Source organism: Ruegeria sp. BG5 (assembly GCF_056538425.1).
This window is the reverse complement of the sequence record NZ_JBQFTC010000001.1, coordinates 2,095,516-2,110,340: the sequence shown is the minus strand read 5'-3', so window position 1 is coordinate 2,110,340 and position 14,825 is coordinate 2,095,516. Positions and strand designations below refer to the sequence as shown.

18 protein-coding genes are annotated in these 14,825 nt (G+C 58.6%); 8 read left to right on the top strand and 10 right to left on the bottom strand.

From position 1 onward, the window contains the following. Positions 1–3 precede the first annotated feature (3 nt). From ACR0KX_RS10055 to ACR0KX_RS10040, 4 genes are all read right to left on the bottom strand, one after another. Positions 4–285: a hypothetical protein gene (locus ACR0KX_RS10055; protein ID WP_170622048.1), complete on the bottom strand. Its 282-nt coding sequence runs from the start codon at positions 283–285 to the stop codon at positions 4–6. Positions 286–615: 330 nt separating this feature from the next. After that, the gene (locus ACR0KX_RS10050) at positions 616–1,176 is read right to left on the bottom strand and encodes a hypothetical protein (RefSeq protein ID WP_170622047.1); all 561 of its coding nucleotides are present in this window, start codon (positions 1,174–1,176) and stop codon (positions 616–618) included. 36 nt (positions 1,177–1,212) lie between these two features. Beyond that, on the bottom strand, positions 1,213–3,171 hold the full coding sequence (gene parE / locus ACR0KX_RS10045) for a DNA topoisomerase IV subunit B (protein ID WP_170622046.1): 1,959 nt from the start codon (positions 3,169–3,171) through the stop codon (positions 1,213–1,215). A gap of 139 nt (positions 3,172–3,310) precedes the next feature. After that, positions 3,311–4,303, bottom strand: a complete 993-nt coding sequence (locus ACR0KX_RS10040) for a Hint domain-containing protein (protein WP_170449597.1) — start codon at positions 4,301–4,303, stop codon at positions 3,311–3,313. 198 nt (positions 4,304–4,501) lie between these two features. On the opposite strand from ACR0KX_RS10040, the gene ACR0KX_RS10035 reads away from it, so the two are divergent. Continuing rightward, on the top strand, positions 4,502–5,110 hold the full coding sequence (locus ACR0KX_RS10035; protein WP_170449600.1) for a peroxidase-related enzyme: 609 nt from the start codon (positions 4,502–4,504) through the stop codon (positions 5,108–5,110). Positions 5,111–5,113: 3 nt separating this feature from the next. On the opposite strand, the gene ACR0KX_RS10030 is transcribed toward ACR0KX_RS10035, so the two are convergent. Beyond that, entirely contained in the window at positions 5,114–5,995 is an 882-nt protein-coding gene (locus ACR0KX_RS10030; RefSeq protein ID WP_480708376.1) for an alpha/beta fold hydrolase, read from the bottom strand. Between the two features lie 120 nt (positions 5,996–6,115). Here ACR0KX_RS10030 and ppk2 point away from each other — a divergent pair, with 120 nt between their 5' ends. Both ppk2 and ACR0KX_RS10020 read left to right on the top strand, forming a co-directional pair. Next, complete coding sequence (ppk2, locus tag ACR0KX_RS10025) at positions 6,116–7,039, top strand: polyphosphate kinase 2 (RefSeq protein ID WP_170449603.1); 924 nt, start codon at positions 6,116–6,118, stop codon at positions 7,037–7,039. 127 nt (positions 7,040–7,166) lie between these two features. Beyond that, a complete protein-coding gene (locus tag ACR0KX_RS10020; protein ID WP_480626204.1) occupies positions 7,167–8,519 on the top strand; it encodes an MATE family efflux transporter in 1,353 nt (450 codons plus the stop codon). A gap of 3 nt (positions 8,520–8,522) precedes the next feature. On the opposite strand, the gene ACR0KX_RS10015 is transcribed toward ACR0KX_RS10020, so the two are convergent. Both ACR0KX_RS10015 and ACR0KX_RS10010 read right to left on the bottom strand, forming a co-directional pair. Continuing rightward, entirely contained in the window at positions 8,523–8,924 is a 402-nt protein-coding gene (locus ACR0KX_RS10015) for a hypothetical protein (protein ID WP_170622045.1), read from the bottom strand. A 12-nt stretch (positions 8,925–8,936) separates the two neighbouring features. Next, entirely contained in the window at positions 8,937–10,139 is a 1,203-nt protein-coding gene (locus ACR0KX_RS10010) for a pyridoxal phosphate-dependent aminotransferase (RefSeq protein WP_170622044.1), read from the bottom strand. A 91-nt stretch (positions 10,140–10,230) separates the two neighbouring features. On the opposite strand from ACR0KX_RS10010, the gene ACR0KX_RS10005 reads away from it, so the two are divergent. The 3 genes from ACR0KX_RS10005 (at position 10,231) to ACR0KX_RS09995 (ending at position 11,452) form a co-directional block, all read left to right on the top strand. Next, positions 10,231–10,623, top strand: a complete 393-nt coding sequence (locus tag ACR0KX_RS10005; RefSeq protein ID WP_170622043.1) for a helix-turn-helix domain-containing protein — start codon at positions 10,231–10,233, stop codon at positions 10,621–10,623. Continuing rightward, positions 10,620–10,877: a succinate dehydrogenase assembly factor 2 gene (locus ACR0KX_RS10000; RefSeq protein ID WP_170519632.1), complete on the top strand. Its 258-nt coding sequence runs from the start codon at positions 10,620–10,622 to the stop codon at positions 10,875–10,877. Before ACR0KX_RS10005 ends, ACR0KX_RS10000 begins: the two co-directional genes overlap by 4 nt. 77 nt (positions 10,878–10,954) lie before the next feature. After that, entirely contained in the window at positions 10,955–11,452 is a 498-nt protein-coding gene (locus tag ACR0KX_RS09995) for a winged helix DNA-binding protein (RefSeq protein ID WP_170449617.1), read from the top strand. On the opposite strand, the gene ACR0KX_RS09990 is transcribed toward ACR0KX_RS09995, so the two are convergent. From ACR0KX_RS09990 to ACR0KX_RS09980, 3 genes are read right to left on the bottom strand one after another with little or no spacing between them, the layout of a single operon-like run. Next, on the bottom strand, positions 11,399–12,163 hold the full coding sequence (locus ACR0KX_RS09990) for a DUF1194 domain-containing protein (RefSeq protein ID WP_480626202.1): 765 nt from the start codon (positions 12,161–12,163) through the stop codon (positions 11,399–11,401). The two genes, ACR0KX_RS09995 and ACR0KX_RS09990, sit on opposite strands and share 54 nt — an antisense overlap. Then, entirely contained in the window at positions 12,160–12,861 is a 702-nt protein-coding gene (locus tag ACR0KX_RS09985; protein WP_170622041.1) for a DUF1194 domain-containing protein, read from the bottom strand. The genes ACR0KX_RS09990 and ACR0KX_RS09985 overlap by 4 nt, the downstream gene beginning before the upstream one ends. Next, positions 12,858–13,286: a VOC family protein gene (locus ACR0KX_RS09980; RefSeq protein WP_170449626.1), complete on the bottom strand. Its 429-nt coding sequence runs from the start codon at positions 13,284–13,286 to the stop codon at positions 12,858–12,860. Before ACR0KX_RS09980 ends, ACR0KX_RS09985 begins: the two co-directional genes overlap by 4 nt. Before the next feature lie 177 nt (positions 13,287–13,463). Here ACR0KX_RS09980 and thyX point away from each other — a divergent pair, with 177 nt between their 5' ends. Together thyX and ACR0KX_RS09970 are read left to right on the top strand one after the other, a co-directional pair. Further along, positions 13,464–14,375 carry an FAD-dependent thymidylate synthase gene (gene thyX / locus ACR0KX_RS09975; protein ID WP_170622040.1) on the top strand — a complete coding sequence of 304 codons (912 nt, stop codon included), beginning with the start codon at positions 13,464–13,466 and terminating at the stop codon, positions 14,373–14,375. Positions 14,376–14,431: 56 nt separating this feature from the next. After that, positions 14,432–14,740, top strand: coding sequence for a hypothetical protein (locus tag ACR0KX_RS09970; protein ID WP_170519620.1), 309 nt, complete (start codon positions 14,432–14,434; stop codon positions 14,738–14,740). Positions 14,741–14,825: the final 85 nt, after the last annotated feature.

Below are 14,825 nucleotides of genomic sequence, written 5' to 3'. Positions count from 1 at the left end.
GCGTTACTTGCTGACCTGAAACGTGCTTTGCGGCTTCCAATGCATCGGCCCGGCCTCGCTTGGGACGCAGCGCAGCAGCCGTTCCTCACGCGTGTTGACCGTGGGCGTGACGGTATTGTCGCCGCTGATGACGATGAACGAGTCCATCGAATAGGCCATGCCTTCGTAATAGCAAAACCGGGTCTCGGCCCCATCCGGGATCGGAGACGCAGTGCTGAGCACCTGCTGCGCGGCGGCTGCCGAGGCTAGCAGGCCAAAGGCTAGCCCGAGGGTTAGTGTTTTCATGTCGTCCTCCCGTTCGAAAATCTGTTCGTGGTCAAATTGGGTCTTGGACGCCCGGAGCCTCAAATGTCGTTCTTGGATGACGGGTTGAGGGTAACTGTGAACGGGATCAACGGGTTAGGCAAGGGGGTTGCGGGTGCCGGGCTGAAGCCCGGCCTACGGGGTGTAGGGATGTTTTGCGCCATCCACCCAATGCTTGATGCAAAGCATCAAGCACGCGCCCGACCCGCCCCCCAGGGCGGGCGCGAGGTAGTGGGCCTCGCGGGATGTAGATTTACCAACTAAACAATCGCGTATTGTATAGCGAATTACTGGGAGCTTGCTTCCAAAGCACTACAAGCTTTGCCAAAACTTAATAGCTTGATCGACGATCCGCGGATTTAGTAGAGCAAACACTGTGGCGACGAGTACTAGAAAATACTCAATCAAAAAATTTCTCAATCGAGATAATAATTTGACTGTAAGATCTGCGATACTTTCTTGGTGTTGTCGTTTGAGATACTCTTTATGATGTTCGTACTCCCAAGGCTCCAAGCCGCCAAGTGGATCTTCGTGTTCATAGTTGGGATCTAAGTCAAGATGATCATTCATTCTTTGAATGTCTGTCAATGAGCGTTGATTCCAGCGAACATTCACTTCCTTAAGAGTGGCAGAGATTGCCTGTGAAGCAGCCACTGAGGAGTGGAGAGTGAAGATTGCAAAAAGAAGTATAGTAATAATCTGCCCAAAGGCGACCAAGTCTGCTTGCACCACGACAATGCGAAGCCCAAAGATGGACATCTCGTTGCTTAAAAGTTCCGCATTTGCAGTCGCGAAAGTAAAAATGGTACTAAAATAAAGCGCCTTACGAGTCTTAGACTGGTTTTCATGCTCAATAGCGGAAATTAAGGGCACGTTTTTTCTTCTTAGTCAAAACTGTTATTTAGAAATTCAAACATCCAACTCCTCCACAAACCGCGCATTCTCCTGAATATATTGGAACCGCAGTTCGGGCTTCTTGCCCATCAGGCGCTCGACCAGGTCGCCGGTTTCGCCGGGTTCATCCTCATCAATCGTGACGCGGATCAGTTTACGGGATGCCGGGTCCATTGTGGTCTCTTTCAGGTCCTTGGCGTCCATTTCGCCCAGACCTTTGAAGCGGGACACGTCGATCTTGCCCTTGCCGCCCAGACCTTTCTCAAGCCATTCGTCACGCTCGGCCTCGTCCAGACAATAGACGCGTTTGGCACCTTGGGTCAGACGGTACAAAGGCGGGCAGGCCAGATACAAATGGCCCGCGTCGATCATGGGGCGCATCTGGGTGAAGAAGAACGTCATCAGCAGCGAGGCGATATGCGCCCCGTCCACATCCGCGTCGGTCATGATGATGACCTTGTCATAGCGCAGGTCGTCGACGTTGAACTTGGTGCCAAGCCCCACACCCAGCGCTTGGGTCAGGTCGTTGATCTCGGCGTTCGTACCCAGTTTCGAACTGGCCGCGCCCAGCACGTTCAGGATTTTACCGCGCAGGGGCAGCAGGGCCTGTGTTTTGCGGTCGCGGCCCATTTTGGCAGACCCACCCGCCGAGTCGCCCTCGACAATGAATAATTCCGTGCCGTCGCGTGTTGAACTAGAACAGTCCACCAGCTTGCCGGGAAGACGAAGTTTCTTAGTGGCGGACTTGCGTTGTGTTTCCTTCTCGGCCCGTCGGCGTAGACGTTCTTCGGCTCTCAGTATCAGGAAGTCGAGAATGGCGCCGGCGGATTTCGTGTCAGCCGCCAGCCAGTTGTCGAAATGGTCGCGGACCGAGTTTTCGACCAGCCGCTGCGCTTCGACCGTGGCCAGACGGTCTTTGGTCTGGCCGACAAATTCCGGTTCGCGGATAAAGCACGACACCAGCGCGCAGCCGCCGGTTATCAGGTCATCACGAGTGATCTGCGCGGCCTTCTTGTTGTTGATCAGCTCGCCATACGCCTTGATCCCCTTGAGGATCGCAGCCCAGAACCCGGCCACATGGGTGCCGCCTTCGGGCGTGGGGACGGTGTTACAGTAAGACTGAATGAACCCATCGCGCGAGGGCGTCCAGTTGATCGCCCATTCGACCTTACCGGGGGTGCCGAATTTTTCCTGAAAATCCACGGTGCCCGCAAAGGGCTGCTCGGCATAGGTGGACGAGCCGTTCATCGTTTCCTTCAGATAGTCGGACAAGCCGCCGGGGAAATGGAAGGTGGCCTCGGTCGGGGTTTCACCGTCATCGATGGCGGATTTCCAGCGGATTTCGACGCCTGAGAACAGGTAGGCCTTGGAGCGGATGGATTTGAACAGCCGCGCGGGTTTGAACTTGTGGTGGCCGAAGATGTCGGCATCCGCGTGGAATGTCACAGTGGTGCCGCGCCGGTTGGGGGCTGCGCCGATCTTTTCCACGGGGCCCAGAGGGACACCGCGAGAGAACCGTTGTTCGAACAGCGTCTTGTCGCGCGCCACCTGTACGACCATCGAATCCGACAGAGCGTTCACCACCGACGCACCCACACCGTGCAGACCGCCCGAGGTCTGGTACGCTTTGCCAGAGAACTTGCCGCCCGCGTGCAGGGTGCACAGGATCACCTCAAGCGCCGACTTGTCGGGGAACTTGGGGTGCGGATCGATCGGGATGCCACGCCCGTTATCGCGAACGGTCAGGGCGTAATCTGCGTGCAGTTCCACCTCGATCCGGTTGGCATGGCCTGCAACCGCTTCGTCCATCGAGTTGTCGAGGATCTCGGCCACCATATGGTGCAGCGCACGCTCATCCGTGCCGCCGATATACATGCCGGGGCGTTTGCGGACCGGTTCCAGACCTTCCAGCACCTCGATGGACGAGGCGTCATAGGTAGTGGTCGCGTCAGGCGTCAACAGATCGTCGGGCATATGGGCTGCTCTTGCTTTTGAGTTTCCCCCATTATGGCAGGGGATGTGGTTCGGGGGAAGAGGGCCACGAGGTGTTGTGGACAAATTGCTTGCGATCACCGTCGAACTTGGATTGACGGTGTGCCGTCCCTTTCAAACGCTAAAGCGGAAAGACAGTTCCGGCAGGAGAGGTTAGATCAGATCGCAGCAAACGCGCCTCATGCGGTTTCAGGACAGGTAGGGCGGTTTCGCTGAATGGACCATTGGGCGTCATGAGCTCGGGAAACAGGTCCAGAAGCTCTTGCCGGGTGGCACGTGTCATGGCGTCAAGGCTTGTGTCGCCGGGAAAGAATGTCTCGGACCAGACGCCTTCGACACGGACAAGTTCGTGCTGGTCGAACAGGATATGAACATAATCCACGTCCCGGTCCGGCGGCAGTTGAGAGATCGCGTCGCCGGTTACAAGACCCTTGGCCGGGGCCAGCATCAGGTCGTCGCCGAAAAACAGCTGCGTATTGTAAGACGACACAACGATCCGGTGTTGCGGCGAAACCAGCAGGTCGCGCGCCGGGCAGCCGTGCGAAAAACTGTTGGCTCTGATGCGAATGGGGCAAAATTTCGGTTGTCTTCTCAGGTCGCGCACCGAAAGGTGCCGCCGTCCGATCCACCGGACAGGGCGGCTGCTGCCATCCGCAACGATTACGGGGTCGCCCGGGCGCAGGGTCTCGATCCGCTTGTCTCCAGACGGGGTCAGGATCAGCGACCCGGCAGTGAAGCAGACGAAAGAGGGCAGGGTGTCATAATCCACCGGCGGGGCGGTGATGATCGAATTGTTGGTGTTTTCGATCGTGTCGCCAACATCCACATTGCCTGATGTGACAATGATATATTGGGGGTCGGAAAACTGAATCAGCGTGAATGTGACCGGCGATCCGCCAATGTCTCCGCTATAAGTTTCAAAGGTCTGAAAGTTTGTTGAATCACCGATGAACCCCGGAACGCTGGATACATCCAACTGCTGACTGCCATCGGCATCAGGGTCTTCCAGCGTATCGTCATCGTCAATAACGGCGACCTGAAAGGAATTCAGGACGGTGACATCCGTAAAGCCAAGCGGGTCGTTATCTATTTCTAGAATCGTGACAAATTTCATTCTGCCAACTCGCGCGGTACAACTTTTTCAACAAATAGAATTCTACAATACACGACATGGGTGTGAAAAAACACATTTCAGTCGTGTTTAGTGATTACCGGGGGCTGGCAGGGATATTCAGGCGATACACGCTCTTCTCGGGCATGGGTTCTGTTGTTTATATGTTGCCTGAAACTCTCCAAAACGGGCAGGCCGCGTATGAGCTGGATCAGAACAATTCCCTTTGCCGAAGCTACGGGGAAGCTACGAACCCTTTATGAGCGGGTCACGGGGCCCGGCAACAATGTGGACAACATCATGATGGCGCATTCGCTGCGGCCACATTCGATGGAAGGCCATATGGCGATCTATAAAAACGTGCTGCATCATTCGGGCAACACGGTGCCGAAGTGGTTTCTTGAGACGCTTGGTGTTTGGGTCAGTTCGCTCAATCAATGCAGCTATTGTGTCGAGCATCATTTCAACGGCTTGCAAAGGCTGCTGAAGGACCCGGCACGTGGCGATAAGATCCGAGCAGCGATTGAGCAGCGTCGTCCCGATGATGCGCCGCTGAACAGGGCGCAGATTGCGGCGATGGGGTATGCGCGAAAGTTGACCGAAGCTCCGGCGGAAATGGTCGAGGCGGATGTGATTGCCCTGCGGGAGGCCGGGTGGGACGATGGCGAAATCCTCGAGATCAATCAGGTCTGCGCCTATTTCTCCTACGCGAACCGCACGGTTCTGGGGCTGGGCTGCTCGACCAAGGGCGATGTGCTGGGCCTGTCGCCCAACAATTCGGACAATCCTGACGATTGGGGGCATCGGTAAGGTTTATGAGGGATGTCCGAGCCAGCCCAGAATTGCCTCAGCCACGGCTTTGGGGTTCTGGTGGTGCAGCCAATGATCGGTTCCCGGAATCGCGATCCGCGTCAGGTCTGGCGCAAAGTCCTCTAACCCTTCTGTTGTTTCGGGCAACAGGGCCTTGTCCTCTGGGCCCCACAGCAGAAGATGGGGGCAGGTGATATGAAGCCGGTCCAGCGGCAATTCAGGCAGGTGGGTCAGCGGTTCACCCGGTTTGGCCACGACCAGGGGTGAGGCGCGGTACCAGTTCAACATCGCCTCCAGCCGTCCGGGGCGCGCCCACTCGGCCCGGTAGTCCTCCATCCGGTCATCAGACAGCCAGTCAAGGCCCATACCGTGGCGGAAGAACCGCTCTAGCCTGGCAAAGCGGTTATCGGCCAGCTTTTGCACGGCATCGGACGCGCGCAGTAGGTTGATGTATTGCGAGGCCTCGGATTGCGCGCCTCCCGCCGCCATGGCCCGCTGAAACGGAACCGGATGCACACCGTTTGCGATGATCAGATGGCTGACAAGATCAGGCCGGAACATCGCCAACCCGTAGGCCACCGATGCACCCCAGTCGTGCCCAAGAACGGCAAGCGGTGCCCCCAGTTGTTCGATCAGCGTCGCCATGTCCCCGACCAGCTTTGAAAGCGCATAGTGCCGAACGCCTTCTGGCGCCCAGCTTTGTCCGTATCCGCGCTGATCCGGTGCGACGCAGAGGAAGTGCTGTGAAAGATACGGGGCGAGATCGACCCACGCACCGCCATATTCCGGAAACCCGTGCAGCATCAGCAACGGAGGATTAGCCTTGTCGCCCCATGTTCGGACAAAAAATGTCTGGCCGTTCAGATCGGTGAAGGTGCTGTCCAACTCTCTCTCCTACGACTTCGGAACAATCGGCGTTTTCGGGCATCAGTTTGATACCAATCAAAGCGCATTTTCCCTGTTTCTGCTAGAGCTTCTGCAGGACAGTGAAAAAGGAAAATGTGCATGGACGCAGTGGCTCAACTCGATCTGAAATCCGTTCCGAACCAGCAGGTTCCGCCTCAAAACACGCAAAACTCAACACCCGGCCCGGAAGAAATCCGCAAGGCGTTTGAAAGTGGGAAATACCCTTATGGGCGCAAGATGGCCCGTCCGGCCTATGAAAAGCAAAAGGCGCTGTTACAGGCCGAGCTGCTGAAAGTGCAGCTTTGGGCACAGGAGACAGGGCAGCGCTTTGTCCTGCTGTTCGAAGGGCGCGACGCGGCCGGCAAGGGCGGCACGATCAAACGGTTCATGGAGCATCTGAACCCGCGTCAGGCGCGTGTGGTCGCGTTGAACAAACCGACATGGGAAGAGAAGGGCCAGTGGTATTACCAACGCTACGTGCAGGAACTGCCGACAGTGGGCGAAATGGTGTTCTACGACCGGTCCTGGTACAACCGGGCAGGGGTGGAACGTGTGATGGGGTTCTGCACGCCCAACGAGTATCTGGAATTCATGCGGCAGACACCGGATCTGGAGCGGATGCTGGTCCGCTCGGGCATTCAGTTTTACAAATATTGGTTCTCGGTCACGCAGGACGAGCAACAGCGCCGGTTCAAAAGCCGCGAGACCGATCCATTGAAACAATGGAAGCTGTCGCCCATCGATAAGGCAAGCCTGGACAAATGGGACGACTATACCGAGGCGAAAGAGGCGATGTTTTTCTACACCGATACCGCTGATGCGCCCTGGACCATTGTCAAATCGAACGACAAGAAACGCGCGCGTTTGAACTGTATGCGCCATTTCCTATCGACGCTGGACTACCCCGGCAAGGATCATGAGATCGTTGGCGAACCCGATCCCCTGATCGTCGGGCAGGCCCATCACGTCATCCACCGGTCCGAGCATATTCTGGGTACTGCCCTGCACCCCGAGACGCGCTGAAGGTTCCCCCTGTTTCGCGTTGCACCGATGGCAGGCAGAGGCCGGATTAGTCTCAATTTGAAATTTGCTTGATCTGGTCTTGTCCCGGCGTCAAGCCGGGCATATGGCTGGTCGGATGAACAAGGTGATGACATATCCGGCCCATTTCAAGGCCATTGCTGTTCTGGGCCTGCCGTTGGTCGGTGGACATCTGGCGCAGTTTGCCATCGGCTTGACCGATACGATCATGCTGGGCTGGTACGGGGTCGAGGCTTTGGCGGCGGTGACGCTGGCCAGCAGCTATTACTTTGTATTGTTCCTGTTTGGGGCCGGGTTCGGCTGGGCTGTCATGCCCATGGTGGCCACCGCTGCGGCCGAAGAGGATGAGACCAGCATTCGCCGCTCGACCCGGATGGGGCTGTGGCTGTCCTTGCTGTATGCGGCGCTGATGATGCCGCTGCTGTGGTGGTCGCACCCGATCCTGATCGCCTTGAAGCAAGAGCCGCAAGTGGCTGAAACCGCAGCGGAATACTTGCGTGTGGCCGGATGGGGTCTGTTCCCGGCGCTGCTGGTGATGGTGCTGAAATCCTACCTTGCGGCGCTGGAGCGCACACAGATCGTCCTTTGGATCACCGTTGTCGCTGCGGTCGTCAACGGTCTGACGAATTATGCGCTGATCTTCGGCAATTGGGGCGCGCCCGAGCTTGGGGTCATGGGGGCGGCGATCGCCTCGATCGTGACGCAGGTCGTGTCGCTGGTGGCGGTTGTGATTTATGCCGTGAAAGTGCTGCCGGAACACAGCCTGTTCCGCCGGTTCTGGCGGCCCGATTGGGAGATGTTCGGAAGCGTTCTGCGCCTTGGTGTACCCATCGGATTGACGACTTTGGCCGAGGTGACGTTGTTCGCCACATCGGCTGTCATGATGGGCTGGCTGGGGCAGGTACCTCTGGCCGCGCACGGGATCGCGCTCAATCTGGCATCGGCCACCTTCATGGTGCATCTGGGCCTGTCCAACGCCGCGACCATTCGGGCTGGCAACGCGCTGGGCCGTCGGGATCGCCCGCACCTTGAGAAAGGTGCAATCGCGGTCACTGCCATGTCGCTGGTCATGTCCGTGCTGACGATCATCCTGTTCCTGACCTGCGCCGAGCCGCTGATTTCCCTGTTCATGGAGGCGGACGACCCGCAGCGCGCGCAGATCCTGATGATCGGTACCGGGCTGCTGGCGATGGCCGCGTTGTTCCAACTGGTGGATGGTGCTCAGGTCATTGCGCTGGGGCTGTTGCGCGGCTTGCAGGATGCGAAAATTCCGATGCTGATGGCGGCGCTCAGCTATTGGGTCGTGGGGCTTCCGTCGTCATACTATTTCGGCTTTATCCGCGGGATGGACGGAATTGGCGTCTGGCTGGGCCTTGTGCTTGGACTGGCCTGCGCGGCGGTGCTGTTGATGGCCCGGTTCTGGATGCGTTCCGTGCGCGAGGTTGGGGTTCCGGCGGAATAGCCGTTACTCTTTCCCCATCCGGTCCGCTTTTTTGCGCACCAGGACCGAGCGCAGATCGTGCATTGCCATCAAAAGCCTGTCGGTGACGTCTTCCAGCTGTTCGTCCGTCGCTTTGGACTGCGCCCACTGGGTGGTCAGGTTCAGGTAATCGACCGCGCGATGGATGTCGTCGATGTCGCGCTGGGCCAGCAGGGCCTTACGTTCGTCCATCCAGCGCGCGATTTCGGTCTTGTCGGCCTCGCTCAGCGTGCGTTGCCCGTGTGGTTTGACCTCGCCGTTGCGGATATTGATGACCGCGATCTGGTCCATCTCGATCCGGCGCTGGCGGTTCTCGGTGTCGATCCGAAAGACTGCCGCACCATTCTCGCGGACACGAAAGTAGTATTCTGGCAATTCAGTGGACATGAAAGGCTCCGCCTAGGTTAAGGACGCACAGAAGGTCTGAATGCGGGTGCAGGCCTCGGTCAGTGCCTCGTCCGAGGTTGCGTAGCTGACGCGGAAGTTCGGCGACAGGCCAAAGGCGGCACCAAAGACGACGGCGACGTCGGCCTCTTCCAGCAAGGCGGTGGCAAAGGCTTCATCATTGTCGATCAGGGTGCCTGCAGGGGTGGTCTTGCCGATCAGCCCGGCGATGGACGGATAGACATAGAACGCGCCTTCGGGGGTGGGGCATTGCACCCCGTCAATCTCGTTCAACATGCCGATCACCAGATCGCGGCGGCGTTTGAAAATCTCGTTGTTGGTGGCCAGAAAATGCTGCGTTCCGTTCAGTGCCTCGACCGCCGCCCATTGGCTGACCGTGCAGGGGTTCGAGGTCGACTGAGACTGGATCTTGCGCATGGCTGCGATGATCTCGACCGGCCCGGCCGCGTAACCAATGCGCCAGCCGGTCATCGCATAGGCCTTGGAAACCCCGTTGCAGGTCAGCGTGCGATCATAAAGCCCCGGTTCCACCTCGGCAGGGGTGCAAAACTCGAACCCGTCATAGGCCAGATGTTCATACATGTCGTCCGACATGATCCAGACCTGCGGGTGGCGCATCAGCACATCGGTAAGAGCTTTCAACGCATCCCGGCTGTACCCTGCGCCGGTGGGGTTCGACGGCGAGTTGAAGATGAACCACTTGGTCTTGGGGGTGATCGCGGCCTCAAGCTGCTCGGGTGTCAGTTTGAAGCTGTTCTCGACGCTGGTTTCGACAACAACCGGTGTGCCACCGGCCAGCAGCACCATATCCGGGTAGCTGACCCAATAGGGGGCGGGAATGATAACCTCATCCCCGTCATTCATCGTGGCCATCAGCGCGTTATAAAGCGTCTGCTTGCCGCCGGTCCCGACCGAGATCTGTGCGGGTGTGTAATCCAGACCGTGATCGCGCTTCATCTTGGCACAAGCGGCCTGTTTCAGCTCGGGGATGCCGTCGGGGGCCGTGTATTTGGTTTTGCCAGCGGCAATCGCGGCAACGGCGGCGTCCTTGATGTTCTGCGGCGTGTCGAAATCGGGCTCACCGGCGCTGAGGCCAATGACATCCCGCCCGGCGGCCTTCAATTCGGCCGCTTTAGCCGTCATTGCGACGGTCGGCGAAGGTTTGACGCGGGACAATGTCGCAGACAGGAAACTCATGGGCGGCCTCGGTTTGTATGTTCAGCCTGACTGTCATAGGGTGCGCCCGAATGACGATCAAGCGATATGAAACCGGGAATCGGAGACCTGAATGAGCGACGAAAACGATTGGTTCGGACCAGACGCGGCGACATTTGGGGATCGGCTGGCAGGCGCGCGCGAGGCGGCGGGGATGACTCAGGCCGAACTGGCGCGTCGGCTTGGGGTCAAGAAGTCAACGATCGGGGATTGGGAAAACGACCTGTCCGAGCCGCGCGCCAACCGTCTGTCGATGATGGCGGGGATGGTCAACGTCTCGATCAAGTGGCTGCTGACCGGCGAAGGCGAGGGGATGGATGCGCCTGTGGACGAAGAGCATGCAAATCTGGATCTGGCGGGGGCCGTGGCCGAACTGCGCGCCATCCGGGGCGAGATGCGCGCCTGCTCGGAACGCGCCGCGCGGCTGGAAAAGAAACTGCGCCTGATGCTGGAGGCCAGCAAATGACCGAACCCCGCGATATTCGGATCAAACGGATGAAAATGCGGTCGATGCGGCGGGGCATCAAAGAGATGGACCTGATCCTGACCGCCTATGCTGACCGCAATCTTGACGGAATGGATGCCGACGGTCTGGACACCTATGATGCGATGCTCAGCGAAAACGATCAGGACCTGTATCAATGGGTGACAGGGCAGGTCCAACCGCCCGAGGCACTGGCCGACCTGATCGCGGATATCGCCCAGACCTTTCAAAAGTAAGGATAAAACAGGCTTAACTGATTTTTCGGGATTTCGGTTCATCGTGTCGGAAAGGCACGACTGAATCGGAGGGTTGGATGAGTATGGAATTGCAGGTCTCGGCACCGGGGACCAAAGGGTTCATGACCAGCTATCTTGAGGCGCTGGCCCTGGTGGAACGGTTGCACCGCTTGCTTCTGGACGTGATCAAGGACGAGTTCGAGCGGGTCGGCGTGCTGGAAATCAACGCAGTTCAGGCGCTGTTGCTGTTCAACATCGGCGATCATGAGGTGACGGCGGGTGAGTTGAAGAGCCGGGGTTACTATCAGGGCAGCAATGTCAGCTACAACCTCAAGAAACTGGTTGAGATGGGGTATATGCACCATCAACGGTGCGAGATAGACCGACGTTCGGTCCGGGTGCGCCTGACGCCGCGCGGGCGCGAGATTCGGGACATTGTGTCAGACCTGTTTGCCCGCCATGCCGAAGGGTTGCAAAATCGCGGTGTGCTGGGCCTGGAAGGGATCGATGATATTACAAACTCATTGCGCCGGGTCGAGCGTTACTGGACGGACCAAATCCGCTATATCTACTGATCCGGGGCGCGCGTCCGACAGCACAAGGCCCTCCAGCTCTCGGATCAGTTTGCGCGCCATGGCATCTTCGTAGGCATCAAATCCCAGGGCGACCTCGACAAACGCATCCGGGCCGAGGATGACCCAAGTGTTGTAATAGGCTGAAAGCTCACCGACCTGCACCTGCCGTTGATCGCCTTGTCTCGGATCGTCTGCGCCAATGACCAGCCCGTTGATTGTGATGCCGGTGGAGTGCAGTTGAGATTTTACTTTGCGCGGATGCGGCCCCAGATTGTGTTTGCCATCGCCGGATAGGTCCAGCGTCCGCTTCCAACACTCTTGCCGGATCAGCAGATTGGCACCGAAGGCCATGGCCGAACCCACGGCGGTGCCTTGCGGGGCAGGGCTGCGTTTCACGGCATCTAGCTGTTGCCCAATGCGGGTCAGATCAAACTGGGTGCGGATCTCGGTCCAGTCCAACAGCAGTTTCTGATGATCGGGTTCGCTCCATTCGAACACGGCAATCCGTACAGGCGCGCCAGGATTGGACAGGATCAAACGCGCTACGTCCGGACGACGCAGAGCTGCCGCAAGCCCGCGCAGTTGCAACCTGTACTCCTGCGCGTCGACCGAGCCCGACACGTCCAACCCCAAGGCCAGAGCCTGCCTGCACTGAGCGGTGGCGTGAGTCGCGAGCAGACACAGCGATGTCATCAGGATGCGCAGCATCATTCGGTCACGTCCTGCAACGCCCCAATTTGCAGGCCCCGCAATTCCCGTTCCAGTTTCCGGCGCATTGCGCGTTCGAAATCTTCAAACCCCTGCGCCACCTCAAGAAACGCGCCGGGGCCGTGCAGAACGTTGTTCTCAAAAAACGGGATCAGGAACAATTCGCCTTCAAAATCAGCGGCATTGATGACCAGCCCGTTGACCACCACGTCGCGGAACGGAAAGTGCCGATAGGCGTTCTGCGGGCCATACCCGTCATTGTTCGACCCGTCCCCCGACAGATCGATCGTCTGAAACAGGCAGGGCGGGGCCCGTTGCAGCAAGGTCGCCCCAAAGGCCAGCGCATAGCCCATCGCCGTAGCCGACCCGGCATCCGACCGTTCGGATTGGCTGATCTGTGTCGCGGCGGCCAGCAGATCGCCGGTGTTCCGGATCATCCGCCAATCCATGATGATATGCTGCGTGGACCGCCCGCTCCATTCGTAAACAGCCAGGGCAACGGGCATGGGTGAGGAGAAAAAGGCCTCTTGAACCTCGGGCGCGATCAGGGCGGCGGCCAGCCCTTGCCGTTGCAGCGAGTCTTCGCTTTCATCCACCGACACCGAAATATCCAGCGCCAGTGCCAGGGCCAGACGGCAGGTCTCGGCCTGGGCAGGGCTGGCCAGCGCGGCCAGACCCACGGCTGTCAAGGTGCGGATCACCAGTGGCCGGTGTTGCCCATGCTGACCCAGGGTTCCGCCGGTTCCAGCGCATCGCCGTTCTGCAGCAGTTCGACCGAGATATTGTCGGGCGAGCGCACAAATGCCATGCGCCCGTCACGCGGGGGCCGGTTGATCACCACGTCATTGTCCTGAAGGTGCTGGCATGTCTCGTAAATATTGTCGACCCCATAGGCGAGGTGGCCGAAATGGCGGCTGTCATTTGGCAGCTCGTCGTCGCCATCCCAGTTATAGGTCAGTTCAATCGGTCGATCCTCTTGCCCCGGAGGCGCCATGAAGATCAGCGAGAACCGGCCCTCTTCACTGTCATAGCGGCGTGTTTCCTTGAGGCCGAGCAACTCGTAGAACGCCAGAGATTTTTCCAGATCTTTCACCCGAACCATAGTGTGAAGGTATTTCAGCCCCATCACGGCAATCCTTATTCTGCATGAGTTCGCCATCAGCTTAGCGCGCTTCGGGGGCGTGTCGAGGGGGGCTGCGAACACATTTCCGGAAATCATCCATGTGCGGCACATCATGCGGTTCCAGCGCCGGAACTGACGATATATAGTAGGCGGCGACTCATTATCGGAAAGGATGTTTTCATGCCGCTGTCTGCCGACCAACAGGCCGAGATCGAAGCGCAACGCGCGCAGTCGCATCAAACACGCCGCGTCGTTGCAGCGGGAATGGAAGATCACCTGTATACCGCGCATCAGGTGCTGGATCACGGCTTTGTCCGTGTGATCGACTATATGGGCGACGATGCCGCGATCTGTCAGGCGGCGCGCGTATCCTATGGCAAAGGCACGAAATCCGTCCAGAACGACGAAGGGCTGATCCGCTATCTGATGCGGCACTGGCACTCGACCCCGTTCGAGATGTGCGAGGTCAAGCTGCACGTGAAGCTTCCGGTCTTTGTGGCCCGTCAGTGGATTCGTCACCGGACCGCCAATGTGAACGAATATTCGGCGCGGTATTCGATTCTGGACCGTGAGTTCTATATCCCCGCGCCCGAACATGTCGCCGCCCAGTCCGAGGTGAACAATCAGGGGCGCGGTTCGGCGCTGGAAGGGGAAGAGGCCGCGCGCGTGCTGGAAATCCTGAAGGCCGACAGCACCCGTTGCTATGACAATTACGAGGCGATGATCAATCAGGACGGGCAACAGGGGCTGGCGCGCGAATTGGCGCGGATGAACCTGCCCGCGAACGTTTATACGCAGTGGTACTGGAAGGTCGACCTGCACAACCTGTTCCACTTCCTGCGCCTGCGCGCTGACCCGCATGCGCAATACGAGATCCGGGTCTATGCCGAGATGATGTGCAAGATCGTGGCCGATTGGGTCCCATTCGCATATCGCGCGTTCGAGGATTATCGCCTTGGCGCGGTCAATCTGTCGGCTCAGATGGTCAACAGTCTGCGTCGGATGTTGGCGGGTGAAACGGTCACGCAAGACAACTCGGGAATGACCGCGCGCGAATGGCGTGAGTTTGAGGCCATCATCCGCGAAGGCTGAACCGGGCGCATATCAATCCGCTATACAGGTTGTCATGAAACTGTTACCTTGGTTTCATGACCCATGCTTCGTTTCTTTCCGTTCTGGGCCTGACCTTTGCGCTGGCTGTGCCCGCGCAGGCCAAATCCCCGATTGCCGAGGTGTTGTGCGAGCCGACTCAACGGCTACATGACAAGCTCAAGGGACAATTCCGGTCCGAGCGTGTGGCAACGGGAATGCGTGGCCCTGAACAGATCATGGAGGTCTGGAGCAGCGAAAGGGGCGACTGGACCATGGTCGTGACCTATGCCGCCGGTACGTCCTGCATCGTTGCGATGGGACAAGACTGGCACACGCATGCCGAGGACAAGCCAGCACGGGGGTAGGGCATTCGCCGGAAAAGGGGGCGATTGACGGCCGGAAATTGGCCGCCAATCTTAATTGAAGAACCCCGCGTCACACGGGGGCGTC

Coding starts and splice junctions, on each gene's coding strand:
- ACR0KX_RS10055 (WP_170622048.1), bottom strand. CDS start 285: ATGAAAACACTAACCCTCGGGCTAGCCTTTGGCCTGCTAGCCTCGGCA.
- parE (WP_170622046.1), bottom strand. CDS start 3,171: ATGCCCGACGATCTGTTGACGCCTGACGCGACCACTACCTATGACGCC.
- ACR0KX_RS10040 (WP_170449597.1), bottom strand. CDS start 4,303: ATGAAATTTGTCACGATTCTAGAAATAGATAACGACCCGCTTGGCTTT.
- ACR0KX_RS10035 (WP_170449600.1), top strand. CDS start 4,502: ATGAGCTGGATCAGAACAATTCCCTTTGCCGAAGCTACGGGGAAGCTA.
- ppk2 (WP_170449603.1), top strand. CDS start 6,116: ATGGACGCAGTGGCTCAACTCGATCTGAAATCCGTTCCGAACCAGCAG.
- ACR0KX_RS10020 (WP_480626204.1), top strand. CDS start 7,167: ATGACATATCCGGCCCATTTCAAGGCCATTGCTGTTCTGGGCCTGCCG.
- ACR0KX_RS10015 (WP_170622045.1), bottom strand. CDS start 8,924: ATGTCCACTGAATTGCCAGAATACTACTTTCGTGTCCGCGAGAATGGT.
- ACR0KX_RS10010 (WP_170622044.1), bottom strand. CDS start 10,139: ATGAGTTTCCTGTCTGCGACATTGTCCCGCGTCAAACCTTCGCCGACC.
- ACR0KX_RS10005 (WP_170622043.1), top strand. CDS start 10,231: ATGAGCGACGAAAACGATTGGTTCGGACCAGACGCGGCGACATTTGGG.
- ACR0KX_RS10000 (WP_170519632.1), top strand. CDS start 10,620: ATGACCGAACCCCGCGATATTCGGATCAAACGGATGAAAATGCGGTCG.
- ACR0KX_RS09995 (WP_170449617.1), top strand. CDS start 10,955: ATGAGTATGGAATTGCAGGTCTCGGCACCGGGGACCAAAGGGTTCATG.
- ACR0KX_RS09990 (WP_480626202.1), bottom strand. CDS start 12,163: ATGATGCTGCGCATCCTGATGACATCGCTGTGTCTGCTCGCGACTCAC.
- ACR0KX_RS09980 (WP_170449626.1), bottom strand. CDS start 13,286: ATGGGGCTGAAATACCTTCACACTATGGTTCGGGTGAAAGATCTGGAA.
- thyX (WP_170622040.1), top strand. CDS start 13,464: ATGCCGCTGTCTGCCGACCAACAGGCCGAGATCGAAGCGCAACGCGCG.
- ACR0KX_RS09970 (WP_170519620.1), top strand. CDS start 14,432: ATGACCCATGCTTCGTTTCTTTCCGTTCTGGGCCTGACCTTTGCGCTG.